The organism is Microbulbifer sp. MLAF003, from assembly GCF_030012965.1.
GTDB classification, from domain to species: domain Bacteria; phylum Pseudomonadota; class Gammaproteobacteria; order Pseudomonadales; family Cellvibrionaceae; genus Microbulbifer; species Microbulbifer variabilis.
Genome location: NZ_CP120232.1, coordinates 1777766 through 1802773, shown reverse-complemented (window position 1 = coordinate 1802773; position 25008 = coordinate 1777766). Strand labels below are relative to the sequence as shown.

20 protein-coding genes and 1 pseudogene are annotated in these 25008 nt (G+C 43.8%); 14 read left to right on the top strand and 7 right to left on the bottom strand.

Annotated features, from left to right (window positions below; translation table 11 throughout):
• The first annotated feature begins 350 nt into the window (after positions 1-350).
• The 7 genes and pseudogenes from P3339_RS08755 (at position 351) to P3339_RS08725 (ending at position 6523) form a co-directional block, all read left to right on the top strand.
• Positions 351-857 (top strand): ester cyclase, encoded by a 507-nt coding sequence (locus tag P3339_RS08755; RefSeq protein WP_282953085.1) that lies wholly within the window; start codon positions 351-353, stop codon positions 855-857.
• 432 nt (positions 858-1289) lie between these two features.
• Positions 1290-1889 carry a DUF4360 domain-containing protein gene (locus P3339_RS08750; RefSeq protein ID WP_020413227.1) on the top strand — a complete coding sequence of 200 codons (600 nt, stop codon included), beginning with the start codon at positions 1290-1292 and terminating at the stop codon, positions 1887-1889.
• 423 nt (positions 1890-2312) lie between these two features.
• On the top strand, positions 2313-3203 hold the full coding sequence (locus P3339_RS08745) for a TonB-dependent receptor plug domain-containing protein (protein WP_282953084.1): 891 nt from the start codon (positions 2313-2315) through the stop codon (positions 3201-3203).
• Positions 3092-3652: pseudogene (locus P3339_RS08740) on the top strand (TonB-dependent receptor domain-containing protein); the annotation flags it as partial. The gene P3339_RS08745 and the pseudogene P3339_RS08740, both read left to right, overlap by 112 nt.
• A gap of 14 nt (positions 3653-3666) precedes the next feature.
• Positions 3667-4419 (top strand): TonB-dependent receptor domain-containing protein, encoded by a 753-nt coding sequence (locus tag P3339_RS08735; RefSeq protein WP_282953083.1) that lies wholly within the window; start codon positions 3667-3669, stop codon positions 4417-4419.
• On the top strand, positions 4419-4922 hold the full coding sequence (locus tag P3339_RS08730) for a TlpA family protein disulfide reductase (protein WP_282953082.1): 504 nt from the start codon (positions 4419-4421) through the stop codon (positions 4920-4922). Before P3339_RS08735 ends, P3339_RS08730 begins: the two co-directional genes overlap by 1 nt.
• Positions 4923-5125: 203 nt before the next feature.
• Complete coding sequence (locus P3339_RS08725) at positions 5126-6523, top strand: amidase family protein (protein ID WP_282953081.1); 1398 nt, start codon at positions 5126-5128, stop codon at positions 6521-6523.
• Positions 6524-6656: 133 nt separating this feature from the next.
• Here the strand turns inward: P3339_RS08725 and P3339_RS08720 are convergent, their stop codons facing one another.
• Both P3339_RS08720 and P3339_RS08715 read right to left on the bottom strand, forming a co-directional pair.
• A complete protein-coding gene (locus P3339_RS08720) occupies positions 6657-7808 on the bottom strand; it encodes a methyltransferase (RefSeq protein ID WP_282953080.1) in 1152 nt (383 codons plus the stop codon).
• A gap of 82 nt (positions 7809-7890) precedes the next feature.
• A complete protein-coding gene (locus P3339_RS08715; protein WP_282953079.1) occupies positions 7891-8484 on the bottom strand; it encodes a TetR/AcrR family transcriptional regulator in 594 nt (197 codons plus the stop codon).
• A gap of 848 nt (positions 8485-9332) precedes the next feature.
• On the opposite strand from P3339_RS08715, the gene csrA reads away from it, so the two are divergent.
• Positions 9333-9521: a carbon storage regulator CsrA gene (csrA, locus tag P3339_RS08710; RefSeq protein WP_282953078.1), complete on the top strand. Its 189-nt coding sequence runs from the start codon at positions 9333-9335 to the stop codon at positions 9519-9521.
• Positions 9522-9812: 291 nt separating this feature from the next.
• Here the strand turns inward: csrA and P3339_RS08705 are convergent, their stop codons facing one another.
• Both P3339_RS08705 and P3339_RS08700 read right to left on the bottom strand, forming a co-directional pair.
• Entirely contained in the window at positions 9813-11786 is a 1974-nt protein-coding gene (locus P3339_RS08705) for an alpha/beta hydrolase family protein (protein ID WP_282953077.1), read from the bottom strand.
• Entirely contained in the window at positions 11783-12445 is a 663-nt protein-coding gene (locus tag P3339_RS08700) for a hypothetical protein (RefSeq protein WP_157533481.1), read from the bottom strand. The genes P3339_RS08705 and P3339_RS08700 overlap by 4 nt, the downstream gene beginning before the upstream one ends.
• Before the next feature lie 112 nt (positions 12446-12557).
• Here P3339_RS08700 and P3339_RS08695 point away from each other — a divergent pair, with 112 nt between their 5' ends.
• A complete protein-coding gene (locus P3339_RS08695) occupies positions 12558-14300 on the top strand; it encodes a WD40/YVTN/BNR-like repeat-containing protein (protein ID WP_020413236.1) in 1743 nt (580 codons plus the stop codon).
• 500 nt (positions 14301-14800) lie between these two features.
• Here the strand turns inward: P3339_RS08695 and P3339_RS08690 are convergent, their stop codons facing one another.
• The 3 genes from P3339_RS08690 to P3339_RS08680 all read right to left on the bottom strand — a co-directional run bounded on the left by P3339_RS08690 (position 14801) and on the right by P3339_RS08680 (position 17972).
• A complete protein-coding gene (locus tag P3339_RS08690) occupies positions 14801-15676 on the bottom strand; it encodes an SDR family oxidoreductase (protein WP_282953076.1) in 876 nt (291 codons plus the stop codon).
• A 455-nt stretch (positions 15677-16131) separates the two neighbouring features.
• Positions 16132-16959 (bottom strand): SDR family oxidoreductase, encoded by an 828-nt coding sequence (locus P3339_RS08685; RefSeq protein WP_282953075.1) that lies wholly within the window; start codon positions 16957-16959, stop codon positions 16132-16134.
• A gap of 170 nt (positions 16960-17129) precedes the next feature.
• Positions 17130-17972 (bottom strand): type 1 glutamine amidotransferase domain-containing protein, encoded by an 843-nt coding sequence (locus tag P3339_RS08680; RefSeq protein ID WP_282953074.1) that lies wholly within the window; start codon positions 17970-17972, stop codon positions 17130-17132.
• 126 nt (positions 17973-18098) lie between these two features.
• Between P3339_RS08680 and P3339_RS08675 the strand changes: the two genes are divergently transcribed.
• The 5 genes from P3339_RS08675 to P3339_RS08655 all read left to right on the top strand — a co-directional run bounded on the left by P3339_RS08675 (position 18099) and on the right by P3339_RS08655 (position 24924).
• Positions 18099-19010, top strand: a complete 912-nt coding sequence (locus P3339_RS08675; RefSeq protein WP_282953073.1) for a LysR family transcriptional regulator — start codon at positions 18099-18101, stop codon at positions 19008-19010.
• Between the two features lie 1225 nt (positions 19011-20235).
• Positions 20236-20553 (top strand): hypothetical protein, encoded by a 318-nt coding sequence (locus P3339_RS08670; protein ID WP_020413241.1) that lies wholly within the window; start codon positions 20236-20238, stop codon positions 20551-20553.
• A 382-nt stretch (positions 20554-20935) separates the two neighbouring features.
• Positions 20936-21139 carry a hypothetical protein gene (locus P3339_RS08665; RefSeq protein ID WP_282953072.1) on the top strand — a complete coding sequence of 68 codons (204 nt, stop codon included), beginning with the start codon at positions 20936-20938 and terminating at the stop codon, positions 21137-21139.
• A complete protein-coding gene (locus P3339_RS08660; RefSeq protein ID WP_353056921.1) occupies positions 21061-22125 on the top strand; it encodes a trypsin-like peptidase domain-containing protein in 1065 nt (354 codons plus the stop codon). Before P3339_RS08665 ends, P3339_RS08660 begins: the two co-directional genes overlap by 79 nt.
• A gap of 606 nt (positions 22126-22731) precedes the next feature.
• A complete protein-coding gene (locus P3339_RS08655; RefSeq protein WP_282953071.1) occupies positions 22732-24924 on the top strand; it encodes a hypothetical protein in 2193 nt (730 codons plus the stop codon).
• Positions 24925-25008: the final 84 nt, after the last annotated feature.

The window sequence follows — 25008 nt, the reverse complement described above, 5'->3', positions numbered from 1 at the left end:
GGCCTACCTTTAAGGGTTCGCAAACCCTTATAAAAGACACAAACTGCAAACCGCCGTGAGACAGCCTGGTCATCTCGACAAATAGTGCTTCTTGGGGGCCAAGCTCCCTCGAGAATGGCTCTAAGCTCATAAAAAACACGCCAAGTATTAAGAATACTGATATACCGTTGCTCTAGACAGTCACCCGCTTAATCATCTACTCACTGTTATTCAGAATAATTCCATATAAAGGCCGAAACCAGTTCTAGATCGTCAAGATCTCCTCAGACAGAGTGCAATTTAGATGGCGCAATTTACGCTAGCACTCATACTTAGTATCGAATTACTTGTTCAATTGTTGGGAGGATTTTATGCCTAAACTCTTATTTCCAGTGGCTTTGGCGATATTTCTTGGCCTCACTGGTGCCACCAGTGTAATTGCGCAATCCGATAACCTTCAAGAAAATAAGAAAATTGCGCTAAAAGCTATTGACTTTTGGAAAAGTGACTCAAAAATTGATCCATCAACAATATTCGCACCTAACTATGTGAATAATCTTGACTCTGCAGTTAGCCCAGATCTTGGAAAGCAAAAGCGTAATCTAAAGGAATTTGAAGCTGAAGTTACAAAGTTTCGTGCCGCATTTAAGGACTTGAAAGTACTCAATAGTATGCAGGTAGCTGAGGGAAATATGGTTGCCACTCATGTTACGGTTAGCGCCAAGCATGTTGGGTCTTTTATGGGAGAAACACCAACAAATAAAACTATCACCTGGGACTGCGTGGAGTTTGTCAAGATAGAAAACGGAAAAATTGTTGAAACCTGGGTCACTTGGGATAAATATGACTTTTTGAAACAAATTGGTATCTTAAAATGATGTCCATTCAGTCTATCAATATTATGTGATCACTCATCGAGCCCTGGTAATCCTACGCCAGGGCCTTCCATTTATAAAAACTACTTTAAAAATTATTCTATAAAAATATTACTGTTACAGAAATAACGAACCAATAACTCGCGCACACTACCAAGGCTTCCTCTGGTAGCTTTCAACTAACCTCAGATCACTGACCTATCACACTAATTAACTATCATTGAATCTATTCGTGACCCCGCCCACAAATATAATCAAACTTAAACCACCACCAATAATTACATATGTAATTAATTGACATTAAAAATCTTAATTTTACAGTGTGAGGCAAATAATCTAGAAGGAGCTTTTATAAACAGAACAATTAATCGAGATGTCACATACAGGATTTATAAAGATCAGGCCTCTTAACTTTTCACGGAATGGAGAGTATCAATGTTTAAAAAACTTCTAGCACTCGCACTTTGTTCAGTTTTTTCTGGTCCAATTCTGGCAAAAACATTGCTCATTGATGGGCAGCAAATTGAAATTGGAGAAATCGCTGTTAACGGTACCGGCTGTCCCGTAGGATCTGTAACAGCCACGGCGACAGATAACAACGAAAATATCGCTATTCTATTTAGTAAGTACAGCGCGGTTACAAACTCTGTAACCCCAATTGCCAGCTCTGACTGTAACTTGGCGGTGCCTTTGAGCGTGGAACCTGGATTTTCAGTAGGAATACTGGATATTGATTGGCGAGGCACGGTATTTTCTGCCGATGGGTCACATATCAACTTCCACCGAGAGTACTTTTTCTCTGGCAGCCAAGGTCCAAGCCATGACAATAACTGGAATAGCTCTGGGTTTGAGAACTTTGTCCTCAATGATCGCCCACCATTTGCCTACTATTCCGGGTGCGATGGGGAGGCCCTTATTGCGAGAGCAGATACCGTTGCAACAGTAATCGGCGCTGACAGTTTATTTTCTTTACGCTCTGCCGATGTTGGAGCACAGTTGCTTTTGAATATACAAATTGTTCCTTGCGATGAGTAATTAAGGACAACTGTTGTCACTCCCCACCCTTTGTAAGGTGGGGAGTACAAAAAATTTTAATAATAAAAACGGCCTCTTTAACCAGCTTGGCAATATTAATATCAGCAATTAATTAAAGATTAATCATTCAGACATACGGAGTGACTCACCTCAGCAAAGCCAGAAAGATAGGTAATCGCTATACACTTTTTCCCTCCAATAGAGGCTCAACCATCCCGGCTATGCAAACCTGAATTTATGTAAGCGGCTTCACCCTAAATTTCGGTCACTTTTAATCATTGAATAGCAGGCTGCCTGCCCGGCTCTAATCATGCTCCGCCCGCTCCAATCCCCAAGACACCAAAAACTACCACCTTTGCCCACTTGATTTGCAAATGCGAATCATTACCATATGAGAAAAGTTCACTTCTGGGAAATCAACCCATGTTTCGCAAAAGCTTGATCGCCATCACCCTCTCCTCCGCAATCCCTGCCTCCTTTGCCAATGACGCGCCTTCCGGACAAAACGCTGTAATGGAGGAGACCCTAGTGATAGGTGTCCGCCAGCGACTGTATGAACGCGGCGCCCTTTTGGACGCCATACAGAAAACTGAAGTCGTAGACGAGAGCCTGATCAAGTCCCAACAAGCGGTAAACCTGACGGATGCCATTGAGAAATCCCCCGGTGTACGGGTTTCCAATGAGTGTTCTATGTGCGGCGTCAAGCGGGTAATGCTGAATGGTATGCGCGGGGAGCACTCCACCATCCTCACCGACGGCGTTCCCTTACACACGATGATGGCTGGCTACTACGCGGTAGATGCACTGGCCACCACCGGCATCTCACGTATCGAAGTGGCCCGCGGTGCTGGCGCATCACTGCTGGCACCCGAAGCAATCGGCGGAACCATCAATGTGATTTCCAAGGAGATAGAAGAAACTGGCGTCAATATAAATGCCTCCATGGAGGACAACGACAGTTATTTTCTTGGCTTGATGGCAGGCTATCTGAGCGATGATGAACGCACCCGCACATCGCTGGTCATCCAGGATGACAAACATCACCAGATGGACAACGATGATAACGGCGTCAGCGAGGCGCCGTTACAGGAAAATACCAGTTACGTGGTGCGTCTCTCGCAAGACCTGGGCGAAAGGGACAACCTGATCCTTCGCGCGGCCTACACCGACTCCAATATTTTTGGTGGACCCCAGGAGACAGCATTGGCTCAGTCTTGCACGGATACGATGGTGTGGAGTCTGACCACTTATTTGTCGACGACGATGTGCGACAGCAATATATCGGTAAACCCTGGGAAACCACCGAATGGATAGCCACCACCCGCAGTGAAATTTCCGGCAGCTGGCTACACGAATTTAACGAATCCTATAACACTTTGCTGACAGTTGCCTGGTCTGAGCATAAACAGGACTCCTTTTACGAGGGGTTCGACTACAGCGCTACCGACACGCTCAATTACTTCGACCTGCGCAACAACCTGATCCTGAACGACCAGCATATGCTGACGTTTGGTGTCGACCTTCGCGATGAATCCATGCGCTCCGACTCTGCTGCAGGGGCGGAAAGCGACAACTACATCGAAGATAGTTTCGACTACCAAACTACCGGCCTTTACCTGCAGGATACCTGGACAGTCTCACCAGATCTTGAGTTGGCACTAGCCATACGCCTGGATAATGCCAAAGCCGATTTCGTCGCCGAGCAAAAACCCGGTACTGAGATCGATGAAACTGTGGTGGCCCCGCGTATAGACCTGCGTTACCTGCACGACGATCAATGGACCTCCCGCGTAGCGCTGGGGCGAGGCTACCGAGCCCCCTATCCTTTTTCGAAACGGATCATGGCATCCTGGATGCCGGAGATGGCTTTGCCATCGACATTGAAAGTCTGGAGAAGTCTCTATCTGCAACTTATGCGCTGAGCTTCGAAGGAGAGCGCCTTAACAGTACCCTGTCACTGGCATTTACCGAAGTAGACAACCTCGCGGCATTAAGTGAAACCGAGGACGGGGTACCGCTGCTTACCCAAATGCAGGAAAGTGCCTCTGTAGGCGCTGCCGACATTACTCTCAATTATGCGCTGAACGACAATCTATCTATTGGCGGCACTCTGGAGACCTACGATTACGACGATGTTTTCCGGGAATCCTTTGCCATTGCCCCAGTGGAGCAACGTGCGCTATTCAATCTGGATTACAAAGCCGATTACTGGATGCTATACGCTAGCGCCACCTGGGTAGGCGCCCGCGACCTGGATGAATTTGGCTATAAGGGCTTTAACCAATTGGGCGACACCTCGTTAAAGGGTACAAACGCAGACGCCTATTGGACACTGGATATGAAATTGACCTTTGATGTGAGTGAAAACCTCAGTCTGTACCTGGGCGGCAACAATCTCACGGATTACACCCAGGTCGAGGAAGGGGAAACCCCTCTGTTCTGGGATGCCAGTGGTGCCTATGACGTAGCCTATATCTATGGTCCCCTGCGCGGCCGTGAATTCTACCTGGGCTTCGACTGGAACCTCTAATGCGAGCCTGGCTCTTACTCTTCACACTTCTGTTCGCGCCAACTGGCGCGACTGAAGTTCCCACTTCCCTATTCGATTTTGAATTGCGCAGCCTTGCCGGGCCTGAGCGTATCAACTTGCAGCACTTCAAAGACAAGCCAAGCCTGATGGTACTGGTAGAACCCGACTGCCCCTGGTGCTTTCGTCAGGTTCGAGCACTCAACCGGCTTACGCACAGGTGTTCGCAACAGTTCCAGCCACTTGCCCTGGGTATCAACGGATCGCGCAAAGCACTATTGGCTGAGTATCGAAAATTGCGCCCGGAATTTCCCATGTTCCAGGCGAATCGAAAACTCCAGCAAGTGCTGGGTGAAACTCCCGGCACCCCCTTCAGTTTTCTAATAGCACCCAATGGCAAGCCACTGCGCTGGCTCAGGGGTTATATTCCTGATGAGCAACTGCAGCCAATCCTGGAACAAAGCTTTGGTTTTACCTGTGGTAATACTTCTCAAAAAACATCATAAATTGAATGAGTTAATTTCGTCCCTGGTAAAGCACAGGGGTAGATAGAAAAACAATCGAGCTTTTTCCATTAACTGCCCAACTAGATGCGCGGCGCTGATTTTCGAGAGAAGAAATATTTCCAGTGAAAATGATGCTTACGCTAATACTCCACCGTGAATACTCTAATATCCAGGTTAACTAGTAGCCGCCAGTAAGCCAAACCATGACAACATCTCTACGCCAGCTTTCTGAGATGGTCCGTAAAAGAAAGATCACAGCGACATCCTTAATTGAAGAAGCCTGCGATAATGCGGTTGCCCACTCAGAGCTGGATGCTTTTATCTGCCTGGATAGGCAAGGCGCATTACAGAAAGCACAGTGCATTGATAACGAGCTGAAAGAAGGCAGCAATTACAGACCTCTTGCTGGTATTCCCGTCGTCGTCAAAGACAATATGAATGTGAGAGGTATGCAAACGACTGCCGGCACGCCTGGTATGAACTTCCAGGCCAAGGCTTCTGCCCCAATAATTGAGAATCTAGAGAAGGCCGGAGCTATCGTCATTGGAAAAACCAATTTGCACGAACTCGCCTTCGGCGTAACCTCTAATAACGCCGCCTATGGCGCCGTCAGGAATCCTTGGGACAAATGCTGCTTTCCAGGTGGTTCATCCGGGGGAACAGCAACAGCCATTGCCGCCGGGATCGTATCTGCAGGCCTGGGCACGGATACCGCCGGTTCAATCAGGCTGCCAGCAGCCCTCACAGGAATTGTGGGCTTTCGGCCATCCACTGGCTGCCTGAGCACCGAAGGAATAGTGCCCTCTGTGCCAGCGTTTGATACCCCAGGCCCCATGGCCGCCAACGTAGAGGATACCGCCTATCTGTTTGAAATATTAACCGGGTCTGCCCCACCCCAGGCAAAGCCACTCAATCAGCTGCGCCTGGGGCTTGCCCACCCGCTATTTGATAATCTCTCACCAGGTGTATACCAAGCTTTTAAAGCTGCGTTACATTCCCTTAGCTCCGCGGGAGCCACCTTAGTAGAAATCGACTTATCCTCATTAGTGAGCGCAGTCCTTGATGTTGGGTTTCCTATCGGATTTCATCAAATGAAAACCGCTATGACCCAATTCCTGGCGAGCTACCAGCCTAATACCCAACTGGCTGAGTTGGTTGCAATGATCAAAAGTAAAGATGTAAAGGCTGTCTATCAGGAGTCAGTAATGGGCCCCAAGGCACCATCAAATGCCGACTATCAGACCGCTTTAAAGAGAATGCCTGGAGTACGCGACAGCTACCTGAAAATCATCCAGCAGCACCAACTAGACGTGATTGTATTCCCAACAGCACCGATCGAGGCTCAACCCATTAGCACGTCATCTAACCAACTGGAACTGAACGGAAAAATACTTCCGACTCTGGATACACTCATACACAACAATGCCACAGCAGCAGTCACCGGTGCTCCCGGAATAAGCATTCCTATTGGGCGAGGCAATAATGGCTTACCGGTGGGTCTGGAACTGGATGGAGTGCCCGGCGCAGACTTAACACTTCTCGCCATAGCGAAGGAAATTGAGCTTCAGATACCACCACTGGTATCGAATGGCCTGAAGTGAGATTTCAGGCCCCACCTAGCCTATTAATACTTAGTCTTTATAAATCTCTTTATAAATCTCTACAGGCAATTGGTACATACCTGCTGTCGAATAGGGGCCACATTAGAGATGTCTCAATTATTGATAGCTCACTTTAATTACTGACAGCTCGCTTTAACTCCTCTCTTTTCTTTAAAACCATCACCTTAGCAAAAGACCGCACACTGACAGTCTCAGCCAAGTAGAAAGGACTCTGAACAAACAACTTATTCCACTCACTGACCGTTCGTTCACGCCCTCGTGTTCCCATCAGCATCTGCATATCCATTGCCGCTAAATTGAGATCTGTCCCTTTCTCTGGCAGTACAGCATCAACAATAGCTAAAGTCGCATTGTGTTCACCCATCGCCCGGTGAATATTCTTCAAAAGCTCTTTAGCCCTGGTATCATTCAGCAAGTGAAAAATAGCCACACACAAATAGATGTCCTTATCACTTACTGCATTTGGAAGTGGGTCATTTAGGATATCAGCAGGATAAAAGTCTAATCGTTTCCTAACAACATCATTCAGGTGAGTATGCCAATACTCTCGCGCAGTCGATTCTACATTGCTCCTATCAACAATAACTGCCGTTAAGTGTTTGTACGAAGAAAGGATACTCGCACTTTTACTACCCTTTGCGCCGCCCAAATCAATAATTCGACCAAAATTCGCCCAGTTAAAGTCTTGCAAATATTGTAAACCGGTAAGGTGATCAACAGTATCCATTGCATCGGAAAATAGATCACTAACCTTCGGGTGATCATTCATATAATCAAACATCTCCCGCTCATACACACCTTCAAAAGGTACACTGCCCTCCTTGATATGCCCCTCAAAATTGGTAAACCATGGCCTACTGAATTCAGGTGAATTATGCATCAGGATCATACTCTTTACGCTATTGTCAGCGTTGGTACGAAGCGCCCTTGAATTTCTATTATGGGAGAAATATTTCGATTCCCCTTCTTTAAAAACCCCCATTGCACAGAGCATTCTCATCAATCGATAGAGGTATTGTTTGTCAGCATCGCAAGCATCCGCCAACTTCTCTATTGAAATGGCTTTATCTTCAATATGATCAGCAACATTGAGGCAGGCAGCAGCGTATAAACAACGAGATTGCCAAAATAAAGATCCTATTTGCATCAAACGAAAGGGAGGCGGGATCAGGCGGTTTGGAATATTACATAAACTGTAAACCGCATTGGAAACCCTCTGAAAGATCCAGTTAGAAACCCTATTCTTTTGCATAGACCTGGGCATAAGAACTCCTCAGAAACAAATATCCGATAAAAATAGCCATTAAAAGAAACATCTCTGTGATTACAAACAGAGACTTAAAAGGTTACATATTTTGTAAACCAGCCTTTAGGATTCGGCCATTAAAATCGGCAAGCTGCTTTAAAAACTCAGGCCCCATTTCCTGGCCCATTTGCTCCTCGAGAACTGGCTTGGCCAGCATGGGTAACATGGCAAGACTGACAAACGCTATCCTGAGCAAATCATATTCAGTGCCATTGTCCGAAGGTTCAGCGCCCTGAATTTCCGCCAATCTCCTGGCACCCCGCTGGCGCCCCCGCTCTAAGAGTTGGCGAATAACATTCTTTCCTGGCCCTTCATTAAGTGCCATAACCTTCAAGATTAGGGCTGGAAACCTGGGATTCTTCTGCATTGTGGCATAGTAGAGATCGAAGAAGTCACCGAAATCCCAGTCGCCATCGAGGCTCAGCTGCTCAACCGCATTAATCAGGGGGAGCAAGGTTTGACGAATCATATCTTCGTATAAGCCATCCTTACTGCCAAAGTAATACCGGATCATTGATACCGCCACGCCCGCCTTAGACGCAATCTGGCGAGTGGTTACCCGGTGGTACTCATCGTTTAAAAAGCACTCCCGTGCCGCCTCTATCAACCGATTGGCAACATCCGACTCCCGCATATTCCTTACCGTCCCCGATTCACAATCCAATGGAGGCTAACAGGGTATAGCGCCACCTTCCAGAATGACTATTGTTCAATATAAGGGGTTTGTACGAACACTGAGAGCTTTACTACATAAGAGGACTTTACAGAAAATCAGGAACAATCTGATTCCCCATATACGCCTTCCAATTGAATAACCAGTCTGTCACTAGCGCGCCCATTCATACAGACAAACCCTAAGTCATCCAGATGCTCGTAATTGATAAATCATCGGGGGCTGGTTAACACAGGAATCTATAAAGAACGCGAATTTAATCCGAAATTCTTAAGAGGAAAATCAGATTTATCCAACTGAAAAGAACAAAATATAGGCACGAAAATAATCTTATTGGATTTTATTAAGTTTGTTTTAGTGTCAAAGCTGCGTAGAATTAGTAGATATTTATCGATATTTAGGGCCGCAACTCAACAGGCTTCTATTGCTAAATAGCTCAGAAGTAAAAGGCCCAAGATCTTTTCAAATAACCCATTTCCCTATAGGAGAACGGTAGCGTGACATAAGAGAAAGTAAAAGGCGCTGACCCAAGGTGCTACCAACACCAGGGGCCAGCTAACCAAATTGATACACAGACTATCAAAGTGGCTACATGCATAGTACGCTAGAAACCCGCTCGTCTTCAATAAAGTGGAGTACATTCAGCAGCTTGGAGCGATTCCCCAAGCTCTGGGAGCGTATTGCCTGCCTTTTCTTTTTCTACGCCTACCGTTCCCGTGCCCCACCTCAAATTTCCTGCAAACACCGCCCTTCAAGCCTTTCCGTTACGGAATGCCTAATCATAGTATGTGTATCAGTAGGAAAAGAATATGTTGATCTTAAAGCGCCGGACTGGCGAAAACCTAAGAATTGGAACAAATGTCTCTATCACAGTATTGGAGGTTAAGGGGAATCAAGTAAAGATAGGAATACATGCCCCCAAATGCCTACCTGTGCACCGTGAAGAAATTTATAGACGCATTAAACAAGGAAAGGGGATAAGTAATAGCGGTCAGTGAAACCCTACGTCCCCAGCAAGGAAGCCCCAACCTGCTGGGTATCCCCACATTAACCTAAATAGTTAGATTACTACTAGTACTAGCAGAGAATGAAATAATTTAAAAATCAATAGAATTTAGGCAGTAAGGGGAGTTACTGCCATACCGTAGAGTAGTTTATATCGACAAAGGGACAGCCGTGAATTGGTCAGGTACAGAAATCACTCTTCGTCGAAAGAAACTATTCTAGTCTGCTAAAAAGATATTACAGAATAATTAGGAGACACCCTAGAAACCCATCAAAATGATAATTCACTTCATATTTTTTTCTATGAATTCGATAATTGAGCTAAAAACAGCTACGTGATGCTCACTATCAGCAGGGCCATGAGCCATATCTGGATAAACTTTCCACTCATAGTCTTTATTAAATTTACTCAACATCATATGCATACGATGCATATGCTCTATATCGACAACCTCATCCTTCTCGCCATGAATAATAAACACTGGGCGACTAAGTTCTTGAGCCAAGTATACTGGAGAGATATCTTTCAAGAGATCGTAATTTTTGACAGTGTCACCAACATTCTCTTGTAACCACTTAGTTTGAGCCTCTGATGTGTAAGGGGAGTTAAGATATAAGTTAACATCTGTAACACCAGCTATACTAACTGCACAGCGAAATAATTGTTGATGTTTAATAGCCATCATCAATGCTGCATAACCACCATAACTCACTCCTGCTGCACAAATTTGTGAAGACGCAATATCCTTACGAGCGCCAACCACCTTTGTAGCCTGATAAATATCCTCAAGCATCAAGTTACCCCACTGCTGAATACCGGCCTCTTCCAGTTCAGCTGAATAGCCACTCGATCCTCGATAATTCACTCTAAGAACAGCATATTTATTCGCCACAAAGAACTGCGTGTAATAATCAAAATACTGATGATCAAAAATACCCAATGGGCCACCATGTGGCATCACTATAAGAGGGTATGGCCCGTTTCCCTTCGGTATATTCAAAACATAAGGAATATCTATTCCCTCTACTTGAATCCAGTCATGAAATTGACGACTCTCAAGCCGACCATCTAAATGAGGAAACTTAGAAGCAACAAGCTGATCAGATTTCTGCCCTTGTTTTCGGATGAAATAGCGTCCAGGCTGATCGTGGGTCTCACTAAAGTAAAGCTTTACAGTATTATCGATACTTGCTCCCACCGTTGTTTCCAGCAAACTGGTCATGCCATCGTTTACTTGTATGCTTTCATCTATATATTGATACTCAAGCTTTCCATCCCTGACAACTTTTACACCAATTAACGCACCCGTTGATTCATCTATAATCAGATCAACAATATCATAGCTATCTGATCGGTAAACTACACTTTCTTCCCCAGTGGAAAAATTACACTGGTAAACAGTGCGATCTTTCTCAGCAGTTGTATCCAGACAAAAGTAAGCACCATCCTCAGGGCTAATAGACACCGGAATAAGAACACCATACTTTTCACCTGCAGATGGCTTCTCCTCTAACTCTTCTTTCGCCCAACTCTTTATTGGAGTTGAAGAAATACCATCGGCAATCCTACTTAGGTGAAGCTTCCCTTCATCGAAATACAGAGCAGATTCTGGCTGACCTGACAGGTCAAAGAACCATCGTGCGGCAAAGCCCTTAACCGAGGCTACTTCATTCTGAGCTGTAAATTGACCGCCATCTTTTCGTACAAGCTTACTCGCTTTCTGGTTAAGTAAGTTCAGTTTTGATACGTCTATCTTGTATACCTTGGAGTAAATCCCACTCTTGGCGTATAGAAAATACCCAGGCTCATCCGGTAAGGCATGAACTAACCAACCTGATGTTTTCACCTCAAATACTTTTGGCGGTAAACTTTTAGAACCTAAAACATCGAGCACCAATAAACGATAAGCAGGCTTGGTATCGAGTAAATTTTTAACACCTTTTTTTAACTCCATAAATTGCGCAACAATATATCTAGGACCGATCCAGCGAATGAATCGGATTGACGCATCCCTAGGTGTTAAGGCTTTCAGATCAATCAATGTTCTCTTAGATCCATCCACACTATTCCAAATAACCAACTTCTGGCTTTCATCACCCTGAGCTACAGAGGCTACAAACTTCCCATCAGGACTAATCTGAGCCGTCATAGTTTCAACGGGCTTAAAGTAAGTTTCAGCAGGCATCGCAACTGCCGACCCAACATTTACTATGAAACTCAACAAAGCTAATTGAATTAGCTGACAAACAATCTTCACTGCTCTACCTCCAGCGGACCCTGCCAACTATTAAAGAACACATCTTGTACTCCCGTGCCAGACACCAGAGGATATAACTCAGTTAACGATCCAAGTGATGCTTGGATTTCATTAAAATCTGTTGCTATACGATTTTTTAAATAAACTTCAATCGAATCTGATTTTCTCTGCTTACCTATGAACAAGCTGCCAATGTAATTGGTCTTTTCTGCTTCCACATGAAAACGCCAAGTACGTCGACTAGACGTATCTAGCTTGTATGGAAGATTAAAATAAGGTGCATTAATTTGAGTAATTTGGTAAAGGCCTGAGGGGATAGCCATTAAGTAATAGCCTGAGGGCTTACCCTTTAGGCTGATATGGTAACGGTTATTTTTTCTCAGCCTGGTTTTTTTCCCACTTTCTAAGTAGGTGCTTCCGTTGGAATACAATTTAAAAAATTCGATCGAAGGCGCCGTTCCATCCACATCAAGCTTCACCAGTACATATCCCTGCCTACTTCCCAAATCAGGTGGATTTTCATAAGATACCAGTGATAGAGTTCTTGCAATTACTGACTCCGATAAAAAAAGCGCAGTAAAAATGGCACTCTTTAAAAAGAGGGCCATTCGGCCTGAGTTACACTCTACCAGCCTTTTATTCTCCAGATTTTGCGTCAAGATACCGCTTCCATAAGTTCAGGTTTGCAAATGAATGATACGGCTGAGAATATTATCTTAGAGCTAGTTGCAATACAATTAGCAGGCATCGACCAAAATTATGGAGAGTAATATGCCCGGGATAAAACCCTTCAGATGTATAAAGTTTTACCCACTTATACTTTTGACCTGTACAATAATTATACAGGGCTGTGCGGGGCAGGTTAATATACTGCCTGCTCTGGAAGAGAGCACTCCTATTAATGATCAAGAGGGTATCGTAGTCGCTCGGATCATCAATGCCTCAGGTAACCCCCTACCCTTTAATCAGCTTACAATCAACCCTGAAAACCTGAATGAGTCAAAGTCAATAAAGCCGGAGCGCCTCCTAGCCGCAAAGCCAAAATTAAATGGCACGACCGTATTTGCCTCCTATGTCAAACCTGGAAACTACTCTCTGAGTAGCATTCGAGCGTTTTACGCCAATGGTAATGGATGGTACAGCCGCTTTGTCAGTGCAAATGAAAAACTGGGAACCTTCTCCGTAAACCAGGGAGAGGTAACAGACCTCGGCACACTAATCTATTATCCGAAACCTCAAGGTGATAGGTATCTTGACCTCTTGATTCGAGCCCCAGAATCAGAGAAAGGTGAAGTGCTTACGAAATACTTCCCATTCCTTAAGTACAACCCTGAGGTACTTAATGGATGGCATGTTGATGAAAATGATGAGGAACGTGAATCAACGTATATATCTATTGCACAGAATCCTGTGACATACAATGAGCAGTATGTTTCGCCGGCCAATTCTATCTATTTTCTAGGAAAGATTGGTGTATTTATCAAGCGGACCTCTGAAGGAGAGTGGGAGCTTGATGCTGTTGACACTAATCATGAATTAACCGCCATCGCTCAAAATAAAAATGGTGACCTGGTGGTAGGGGGTAGTGAAGGAGCTCTTTTCTGGCGTCCAGCTTTTGGGGACTGGCTAGATATATCACTAGAGCACAACTCTCATGTAGAGCATTTAAGAATGCTTGATACAGGAGAAATCGAGATTTTGGTTGCTCGTGACTTTGAGCTAGATATTCTAAGAGGCGCCGTATCTGGTTCAGATGTACAATGGAGACTAATTAACCGCTATTCCACTAATTCGAGTAAAAGATGGGATCATAGATTAGAAGCTGAAATAAAAAACAAACAGGCTCACTCAAAAAAAATAGATCGCCACATATACAACACAACACTATTTGAACTCAATGGGCAGAACTATATAAATATCCGTAACCACTCAATCTACGAAAATACCGTATTTGCGACAATCAATAGCGAAATTTTCATTTATAACCCCGACAATTGGATGATCGAAAGATCTGTTAATGACTTTGAATTTTCAGCAATTATTGATGCTGGTGCTGTTCAGCTAGGTATTGAAAAAGCTGGCTTTTGGTCATTGAGTGGAAAGCCAACCTATCATAAAATCGACCAAAATGGCGCTCAGAATAAAATAACAACCTATATCCGAAGCTGCCCGGATAATAAATCTCCAAAAAACTCATGTCGTAAAAAGAGCTTTACATTCCGATCCGTTCCCTGGTTCTCCAATGAAAATGATGCTATTGCTATTGTAAGCTTTGCGTTAAATAGCTTTTCTGGTGGAACTCGTGATACTGAAGTCAAAATCCTAACCACCACCGATGGTGGGGAGAGCTGGGTGGCAACCGAAAATGAACCGCCGACAGACTATTGTACCTCTATAGTCCCTCAGATTGCCGACCGCCTGTTGGTATCCTGTGATGGTGCCAATGGGGACTTCTATGAGTCAACTGACTTTGGAGCCAATTGGCATCAGGTAAGACAACAGGATAATTTCTAGCAAAATATGGGTGAGCATTGGTATTTTATATGCTCACCCATATTAAGTTAAAAATAGCCTATATCGTGCACCACCCCCAAATACTATTGAATTAGTAATTTTTCATTTACACACTTCAATGGCTAGCCTAATTTGCACAAGGTTTCACTTTACCAGATGCCAAACTCCGCCCAGACTTCCACAGCAAATGATATGCTTAGCTCTAGAAAAGGAATACCGGCTGCAGGCCAATGCACTTCTATCCATAGTAATTCTGAATACCCATTGAAATCAGATTGCTTACTATTCCGCCCCTCTATCTCAGGAAATCTAATAGCGTACAGCGCCTCTTTAATAGTATTTTCCGTTCAGTACTAATGGCTGTATGAATAATTGGGCTTTTACTATCTGCGATAAAAATCCAAGGCACATTGAAGAGCATGTGAAATCTAAATATATAAAATATAAGGTACCTTTATATCTGTACAAGCACATAAGATTGCTACTACACCTTGAACAGATTAGTACTTTTTAAGCTGGAATAAATTACCCATTTCGTATGCTGAATAAATTTCCTGCATTGCTTCTTCGGTCACTTGATTGATCTTTTCGACCGTAGGGTTCAATCCAGTACCGTCCACAGTTGTTCGAAATGGCCGACTTGAAGGCTCCGTCTTCAGTAAGTTCAGAACCGCATCTGCAACTAATCGCGGACTGGGGGCATCCTCTGATTCATGGCCCTTCTCAGTACCGGCCCACATTTGCTCAGGGGCATCTGCATATTCACCATAACTCGCAGCCACTTCTTTATCACTTGCTCTTAACAGGTTTGAGCCAAAACCGGTTCCAAATCCGCCTGGTTGAACAATCAAAGATTGAATACCAAATTGCGCCAGCTCTACGCGATAATTCTCTGCCATTCCTTCTACCGCATGTTTGGTGGCATTATAAGAACCAAGAAAAGGTAATACGAACTTGCCTAAAATGCTTGATATTTGAATGAGAGTTCCACTGCGGCGTTGTTTCATCTGCGGCAACACTGCACGTATTAAACGCTGAACGCCAAAAACATTGATATCAAAAACCTTTTTAAAGTCCTCGATGGTAAAGCTCTCCTGCCACCCGAGCGTACCGACTCCCGCGTTATTAATTAATATATCAATTGGACCGACTTCTTTAGTTGCTTGAGCAATACCCTTGGCGACGCTCTCATCATCGGTTACATCAATATCGACGACAACGATACCTTTAGCAATAAGCTCATTGGCTACAGAAGCATTGCGGCCACTTGGATCTCGCATGGTGCCGATTACTTTATGGCCATTATTTGCAAGTGTATTGGCAATGAGATAACCGAAACCACTATTTGAACCAGTAATAAGCGCTGTTTGAGTCATGATTGTCTCCTTAAATTTTTCATCACATCAGCTGCTGCAAAGATTAAAACTTGTACGCGCATCAATGGAATTAATTTTATGTATATAGTACTGAACAAAAACAATAGCTAAAAAACCAGTACGCAAAAGGCTTTATAAGCCACCCCTATTGATCAGATATTCAATCAGGGAGTTTTTAAAAAAATAAGAAAAAAGGACTTCAGCACAAAGAGCCGGATTGGTTATCTATCAGCTCTTTTGTCTAGTTTTTAGTAAGCAAATAGCCAGACATATCGTGCCGAATAAGAGAAACATACGAAATTTTTGAAAAACCAGTCTAAGGAATGAAAACCTTAAAAGCAGTTATCTAGTACCATACAGGTATAGGACTTAAACAATTACAAAATTGAATTAAATCCTACCTGCATTCCATTTAGATAATTCTGATTATATTTCCTACTAGGAAAATAGTATTCTCACTGTTTACCCATCTCCGCCTCAAATGCCTCGCGGTAATCGGGATGCCAACGAGAGAGTGGTGGGCGATTGTTAATGATATCCCCCATAGCCCATCTCATACGTTTAACATCAGTTTCACGATCTACGTCATTATCTGGGCAAAGAATGTAAAAATCACCACGCTCGACGCTCTCCAACATAAAACTAACCACTTGATCTGCAGTCCATGCGCCATCAGGTTTACTAGAGCTACCAGTCATACCCGTGTAAGTGAAACCGGGAATTAATAAGTGGGATGAGACCTGACTTCCAGGTGTATTTCGAATAGAGTGCTGTAACGCCTCCGCAGTGGCTTTTACCGCAGCTTTACTGACGTTGTAAGCCGGATTTCCTGGTGGAGTGGTAATTCCCTGCTTAGATCCGGTTGTAACGATAACCGATGGGCTGCTTTGACTTATCATTTCGGGAGCAAATGCATGAATACAATGAATGACCCCCCAAAGGTTGGTATTGATGATCTTATTCCAACCATCTAAGTTCTCCCAGCTTCCATTTTTAACAGCAGTGCCTGCATTGTTAAAAAGAAAATCAATACGGCCGTATTCTTTTTTAACTTTATCTTTGAGTGCCAGTACCGAGCTAAAATCACTTACATCGGTTTCTACTATTAAAGTGTCACTTGGTAAAACGCGCTTGGCTTCTTCCAATTTTTCTTTGTTAACATCAGCTAAACAAATCTTCATCCCTATTTTTGATAGGGCCTTTGCGGCTGCAAAACCTATTCCACTGGCACCACCAGTAATAACTGCGACATTATTCGGCTGAAAGATAGTAGATGTGCTCATAGGGATTCCTGGATTATCGTCAACGGTACTCAAAGGTATAAAATAGAGTTTGTAAAATACGGCATTTATACCGCCCCTTCAGGCATAGGCTATTTACCGAAATCATTCTTTATAGCCTTGAGATTCTTATTGAAGCTTTGCCTGAAGAAGCCTGTTACTAAAATAGACTACTATTTCATCAATTTTAGAAGTTCTTGAGCAACAGCAATGGAGGATTTGTTGTTCTGGCCTGTTACCAGTTCACGATCAACAACTACATGCGGCTGCCAATCTTCTTTGCTACGGGAATAATTACCGCCCGCATTGGTGAGTGCATTTTGAGGCCAGTAGAACAGCTCATCACCACCCAGGTAGTATTGAGTAGCCACAGCTTCTTCTGAGTTACTAAAAGAGGTCATTTTGTAGCCGTCATACACCCACCCTTTGGCAGCTTTAGCTTTCTTACCGGCTTTCATTTGGGCTTCAAATTCAGAGCTGTTAGGCAATGCGGACAGCAGCGCAACTGGGCCGTGACACACTAAACCGGTAGGCTTGGACTCGGCGTTAAAATGTCGTAAGAAGCTACCCAGTTGATCATTGGATACCAAGTCACCTAAAGGTGCATGACCTCCCGGCACAAACAGCGCATCAAAATTCTCTATCCCGATTTGCTCTATACGCGCAAAGCTGACTACTGGACTGTGATCTTTGTCAGTCAGCATAAGCTGGTTGAATAAAGCTCTATGGGCATTGTAGTTTTCTTGACTGGTATCCAAGAAATGGTCAGGCGCATCCGAAACCGGATCCAGTGTCGGCGCCAGCCCCATCGGGGTGGCAAATGTTATTGTGTGACCAGCTTCCATCATCAATTTGACCGGTTCCATAAGCTCATTCAAATAGAAGCCCGTTTTGTAGTCACTGCCACCCTTCAGCTTCATTTTCGATACGTCTGACATCACAACCAGAACGTTGTCTGCCATCGCCAGTGGGCTCACCAGCAATGCTGCCATCGCAAGCAGTTTCTTCAAGCTCATAATCACTTCCTCGAAATTGGGGTTGAAACAATTGAAGTGGCGGCAGAATAGGACCTTAGGGTTTATTACTGAAATTAATTAATTTAATATAGCTATGAACATAACTAATAGCCGAGACCGGTTAGAATGAGCAATATTTCGGACATTGAGCTAAGCCAACTTAGGCTCCTGCAGATTATTTTTGAGACCCGAAATCTAACCCGAGCAGGCGAGCGTGCAGGGCTAACGCAATCTGCGGTAAGCCATACGCTGAAGAAACTCCGCCATAGCTTTAATGACTCACTGGTCATAAGACAGGGTAATCAACTGGTGCTGACTCCAAGAGCTGAGTCCCTACAAACACCGCTAAATCGCTGGTTAAATGACTTTGAGCGGAATATTTTAAATCAAGAAGAATTCAACCCTGCAAGTACCCAGCACACTTTTTATATCGCAACGAGCGACCTGGTGGAGCAGAGTATCGCTCCCCCTCTAATAGCATCACTTCAAAAAGACGCCCCGAGAATCCAGATTATTTTTATAAAGTTAGATAAGCACAGGATCGCCAACCAAATTGAGAGCGGTGAAGCGGATCTCTCTATCAGTGTTATGGAATCAAATCATCCAAGCCTGGTGGTAAAAACTTTGTATAAAGATGATTTCGTCTCCGCGGTACGAGATGAGCATCCATTTTTGAGAGACAAAAAAAATATTCATAATTTTTGTCGATATCCGCATATTATGGCAGGCACAGGGAGAGATAATCGCGGAACGGTTGACAAGGCACTAGAAGAAATTGGCTTGTCCAGAAATGTTCAATTTAAAGTAGCAAATTTTTCCAGTGCGCCCTACATTGTAGAATGTAGTGATGGAATCCTCACCGCGCCAAGAAAATTTATCCAGTCTATTGCCGGAAAATTCAATATTGTGCATTTTACTCCACCGGTCAGCCTTCCCCAATACTCTATGAAAGCCTATTGGAGCTTAAAAAATAAGGATGATCCGGCAAATAAATGGCTAAGGGAAAAGATTGCGAAAGTTGCTCGTATTGAGTACTAGTTTTAAATGAGTTTGGTTTGAACTACTTTATTAAATACATCAGGTATCGAAATTTATCACGTATGGCTACAATCAGTGAAACCTCTAAAATATTTATTTATAAATTAATATCGTTATCAAGAGCCCGCCGAGAACCTTTTGGCGGCCCCCACCTTACGCACACATCATCTTTCTCCAGGGTACCTTTCAGAACATCACACCTGATTTTAGGGGTCCTTATTTGCTGTCTACAGTTCTCTAATGACATATCCGGATAGGAACCTCGACAGTATTCAGCAAGTAACTCACTTGCTTTTTCCGGTCTAGTAAAATAGGTGATACTGATTATCAGTAACACTACTACCACCACAATTTTCATTAATTTGACCTTGTGCATAGATTCGGAGCACCCACAAAACTCGTAGCTATAAGCGCCATAAATATTGACACAGCATAGACTGCAAAATCAAATGCTGCACAAATATACGCATTTATATAACCAATGCCTTTGCCTCGTAGCGCTCAGATCTCTTTGAGCACGATACCCTATTATCATTGCACCTCTCGCTATGCAAAATGGGAATTCCTGTGTGATACAGATATGGAATTTAGCATTGACGATGAGTATCGTCGCGAGTAAATTGAGTCCAGGATACATAATCCGACTTCAATTACCCAAAACCACAAGGTTCGAACCCCAAGTATACCTTTCAGTTTTTCACTGCCGATTAGCCCTAAATTGATAATAAATATCTACCGATACTGTACTGGTACCAATAACCTTATTAGTACCTATCTCCAATTTTTAGGTGTCCTGAATTCACCGCCAACAAATTACGCTAAAAATATACACCACTTATCCCTCTATTAATTCAACTCACCTTAAAACTAACGACCAGATTCAAATTATACAAATAGAAACTCAACACCATTAATCATCTAAAAACTACTATCACCAATAAAACGGCAAATTACATCAAATTACAAAAACCACAAAACGTACACTCCGCAAAAAATAGCATTAAACCTATTGACGCATTGATATTTACAAATATACCATCAGTGGCGCTACCAATACTGAAATAAAAATTAATTTCCTTACGTTGAGTTGTGCGTATAACTTCACACCCAACTCAATAAGCTCACACAGGCTTTCCTGTTGTAGAGACAAAAGGATATCAAGGTATTTGGTACAATTTATCTTGAAGGAAACTCACACAAAACTTTGGCTAGGAGCCACTTAAAAATGAAAAAATTCCTATTATTGGGTCTTGCAGCTTTAGCTGCGAATGTTCAAGCTGATGCTGTAGTTGGTCCAGTAGCTAGAATCTATGTTCATGACAACATCGTCAACTTCCGATTAAAAGATGATGCCTGTAAATTAGAGAGTACCGTAGGAAATACCTATTGGCGTTTCAGCTTGGACTCTCAACCGGAAACGGCGAAAGCTTGGTATGCCATGCTATTAAATGCGGCCACTACTGGAAAGAGCGTTAAGCTTGGGGTTCCATCATGTGACCCGGAAAACCATCAGTATATTAGATATGTGTACCAGGACTATTAGGGAGCACCTTAATTTTGGTACCACCAACTGCCAGAACAGCTTTAGTAAGTAACCAAGATGCTTCTGGAACTTTAGGGTTTGGTGAGGAATGCTTCACCAAACTCTTGCTGAATATTGAAATCAGCAGAACCATTGTGAAGCATCAATCACTAAATTAGATTGGTGCAAACCACAAAATTCTATCCAAAAGTTGCCTTTCATATTGGCGCATTTACAGAAAAGGGGAAGGTATCCTTGATTATAGGATATGCATTGCCAATAGTTACCTGGAATCTTCCGGCACAATGCCCGGGTTAAATTGTAAATATATCTACTCAGTGAACCAATGTTGGGCGGCGACTAGCTTCGCATTTGCGAATACATAAACGATAGGGAAGCAATAATGAATATAAATGCAATACTAGGGATAGTCTCTTTCGGTGCGCTGGTCACCGCGGGATCATTCTCATTTGCCGAAGACAGCCATTCATCAATGATGAATGAAATCCCCCTCCTCCAGATGCAGTTATCAGTGAATCCATTTGTGGACCCACTACTGACTGGCAAGATGTTGAGAGCTATAACGGAACGCTTGGGCCAACCATAGACTTCGTTAACACGCATCAAGGTGCTGTCGGACATATTCGATGGAACAATAACCTTAATGCGCTATATAACAACCCAGGAAATGTCAATGACGTTAGGTGGTGTACGGGTACATTACTAACCAACAATTTGTTTTTAACCGCCGGGCACTGTTTCGATCAGCAAACCAATGACGGGCGCGGATGGGATGCTCCTATTGACAATACCACAGGGCGGACAATTACATCCGCACAACATGCTACAAATATGCATGTTGAATTTAATTATCAATATGATGCAAATGGCACATTGAGATCCATAGTATCGTTTGACATTGTTGACTTGGTAGAATATAGACACGGTGGTTTAGACTATGCAGTAGTCCAGCTAGCAGGCAACCCTAACTCTCAATTTCCATCTGCCTCGTTATCTGCCGACATTCCAAATCTGAATGACCAATTAACAATTATCCAACATCCCGCAGGAATTCCAAAGGTAGTTGACGCCGGCCAATATGACGGCGTAGAGTCGAGTGGCGGCTTGGTCGGCTATATGCGCTACGCAAACTTGGACACAACAGGAGGGAGCTCCGGCTCCGGCGTGTTAGATGATTCCGGTCACCTGATTGGTGTACATACCAATGCAGGTTGTACGTCAACGGGCGGTGCCAATCACGGCGTTTTAAATTCCGATATTGAATTGGTCTCTACAGAGGTAGCTATTCGTATTGATAACGATAATGATGGCTTGTCCAATTGGCATGAGCGTCAAATCGGTACGAATGTAAACCTGACTGATACAGACGGTGATGGAATTGATGATAAATGGGAATATGACAATGGCCTTAATCCATTATCTGTAAATGACGCATGGTATGATCCAGATAATGATGGATATACCAACCTTCAGGAGTATGAAGAGGGTACTGATCCAAATGATCCATCATCCAATCCGCAAACCAAATTTGCAGCTATTTTAATACCAATAGTCAGTCTTCTATTAAATTAAAAAAAGAGCCTGCCAATGCCAGTAATTAGCCCACTGGCATTGGTGAGCGAAAGCTGTCTAGCAAAAAATCCAAAACTTGCTGTCAGTTATGAAGTGTAATACCCAAACCTTGTATGACACTTGAATCATAAATCATTGAAGCATTTGACAAATAAATTTGTGGGCATCAAGCACACATCGTCTATTCATAAACAGGCAGATTTTACCTGACATACATATATTCCTTTTGCCAATCGCAATCGAAGTTACTCTAACATGAACTAAGATACCGACCTTTTCCACTGTGAGACCTCGTCAAAAAATTAGTCGCACTTATTGATAAAAATCAGACACTGGCATTGATCCATAGGTACTCTTACTCTCCTATTCAGTCTTCGACAAAACTTCTAGTGATTCCATTTAAAACTTCTCCAACTGGTCAAGAAGAGGGCCTATACCAGATTTCCTTTCAATATAGTGACCCAGTAGAAGATATATTAAGTACTGCACAGAAAAGTAAATAAAGGGAACTAGAATGGTCCCCCAATTTTGCCTTTTCAACATTGTGAAGTGGTCCACAAGTTCCCACATTGCATTCGATTTAAATAATGTATCTTTGAGCAGACTATGGATAAGCTATTTAGCAAGAAAATTTTGGCACTGACACTTACTATCGTATTGGCTTCATGCGGTGGCGGTGGGGGCTCCTCTTCGGATTCCGATCCATCCCCATCCACAGGGGGAGATGGTAGTGGCCAGGGCTCCGGGGGTAGCACAGGTGGCAGTGGTACGGGCGGCAGCGGATCAGGTAGCACTACACCACTTCCAGACAATGAACCCGGCACAGTGACTGTTGGCGATATTGAAACTGCAGACTTGGGATTTGCCCGAATTACTTCTCGGGATATCACCCTACCGAATGGCCAACCCAATGCTCAAGAGGTTCACGGGCTCCCACACTATATTGCCAGGACAGACAGCACCCAGGACGACACCCTAAAGTCGGTCCCCATGCGAACTTACACGGCTGCCTGCGCAACTGACACTGATAAACCTCGGATATTTGTTTCCAAGACCCTAAGCGAGGGTAGTGGAGATGATGAAGTCACTTATGGCACTGTTTATGAGCTGCAATATAACCCAGAGACTTCAAGCTTCGATCAAACCGGTAACACAACGATACTAAAACAATGCTACGAGTCGCATGGAATTGCGGCCAGCTCAGATTGCTCCCGGGTTGCGGTCTTGTGCAACACTGAATACCAGGCAAACAAGCGTTATGAGGTGCAGGGTGACTTGGTAGAGCAATACGGCAGCGATTGGATGAAAATGGAGGACAATATCAGCCCTATTGATGCCCGTATTGAAAGGGACATCGGCCTGATGATATCAACCAATCATAGTCAGTACATCGGCTACTTTACTGATCATCCAACCCTAACATTTGAGGACTTCCTCCCCGGGCTTAAAGCCAATTTCCCTGAGACTGATTTTGGTGATTCTCCATCCTTTAAGACAATTAAAGGAAATGAGATGCAAGAGGAGATGGCTTATATCGTCGATCAGCTCTCTGAAGCCGACTATAACGCGATGGTCGAGTACATTCGTGAGAGAGGCTATAAATATAACGACCAGATCTGGCTAATGGAGTGGGACAATCAACCGCTCAGTGAAAAGCCCGCAGCCTATGTTGTAAACAAGATGCACGGTGGTGGCCATGCCGGAGCCCAGGAGCTTATCTATGTGGATAATGATAGCCAAGGCCGTACCAGCTATGCGTTCTCCGTGACAGCGCGAGTTTTTGACGGCAGCTATGGTGGCTCCCACTATTCTGCAGGAATGACCGTCATTGATCGGGACAACTGGTCCCTAAACATGAGTGGCAGCAATAATAGGGGTTGGTATTGGCTTTGTGGCTATGGCCATGTATTAAATATCCGGGCTTTCTATAACCCAGACAATGAAAAATATGGAGCAATTTGTACCAGCGATGGCGGCAAATATAATCAGTCTCGTGGATTAAACACTATTGCTATCAAAATGGAGGATACTTCCTCAACCAGTAGATTTGAAGGAAATTACAATTACCTGGTCCCGTCCGACAATGCATTCTTCTCCAATGGAGGTGGGCACACGGTAGTTCCGGTTGATGAAGATACAAATCTATCGCTTATCGTCTCCCCCAAGTATATCGATGACGAAGAAATGAATAGCTTCCTTCAAAGCAAATACGGCATTGATACAAGTAGTGGAGGCCCCTTTGATGAGCAATGTTCAGATAGTACAAATTGCTTCTTCTCATATATGTCAAGCAGCGGCAACCCAACCATCTCCAGACAGGGCCTACGCGGAGGCGATGCCTTGGACGCCTCTTCTTTAACCCGTATTGGCATCGCCAAAGTCGATGGTAACGGCAGTATCGAGGGGCAAGGCTTCAAATGGCTGGTAGAGGAGCCCGACTGTCAAATCAGTGACCCTCAACTTATCGATTTGAAAAATGGTCGCTACCTGTTTGGCTACGCACAATTTCAGTGTATCTCCGACAACCTGTCATATAACCGAAGTTCAGCTAAGAATGGCGCAATGCGTATGCTGGTCCCTAAAGCCTATTATGTTATGGAGATTGACGCAGACCTGAATGTGTTAGAAGGGCCAGTTAAACTGACTAAATATGGTTGGGGTGGCCTAGATGAACCCATTTTCCTTGGTAACGGTAAAGTAGCCTGGTCATACATCAAGAACCCTACCTATGACAACTACGGTGGCGGCAAGCAAAATGTTTGGCAAGCGATGATTTACCACTCAAACAACATTAATTAATTCAGCCATAGAGAAATCACTAACAACTTAAAAATGGAGAGCCTCGCTCTCCATTTTTTATAAAAACATCTAAGTGGATTACGA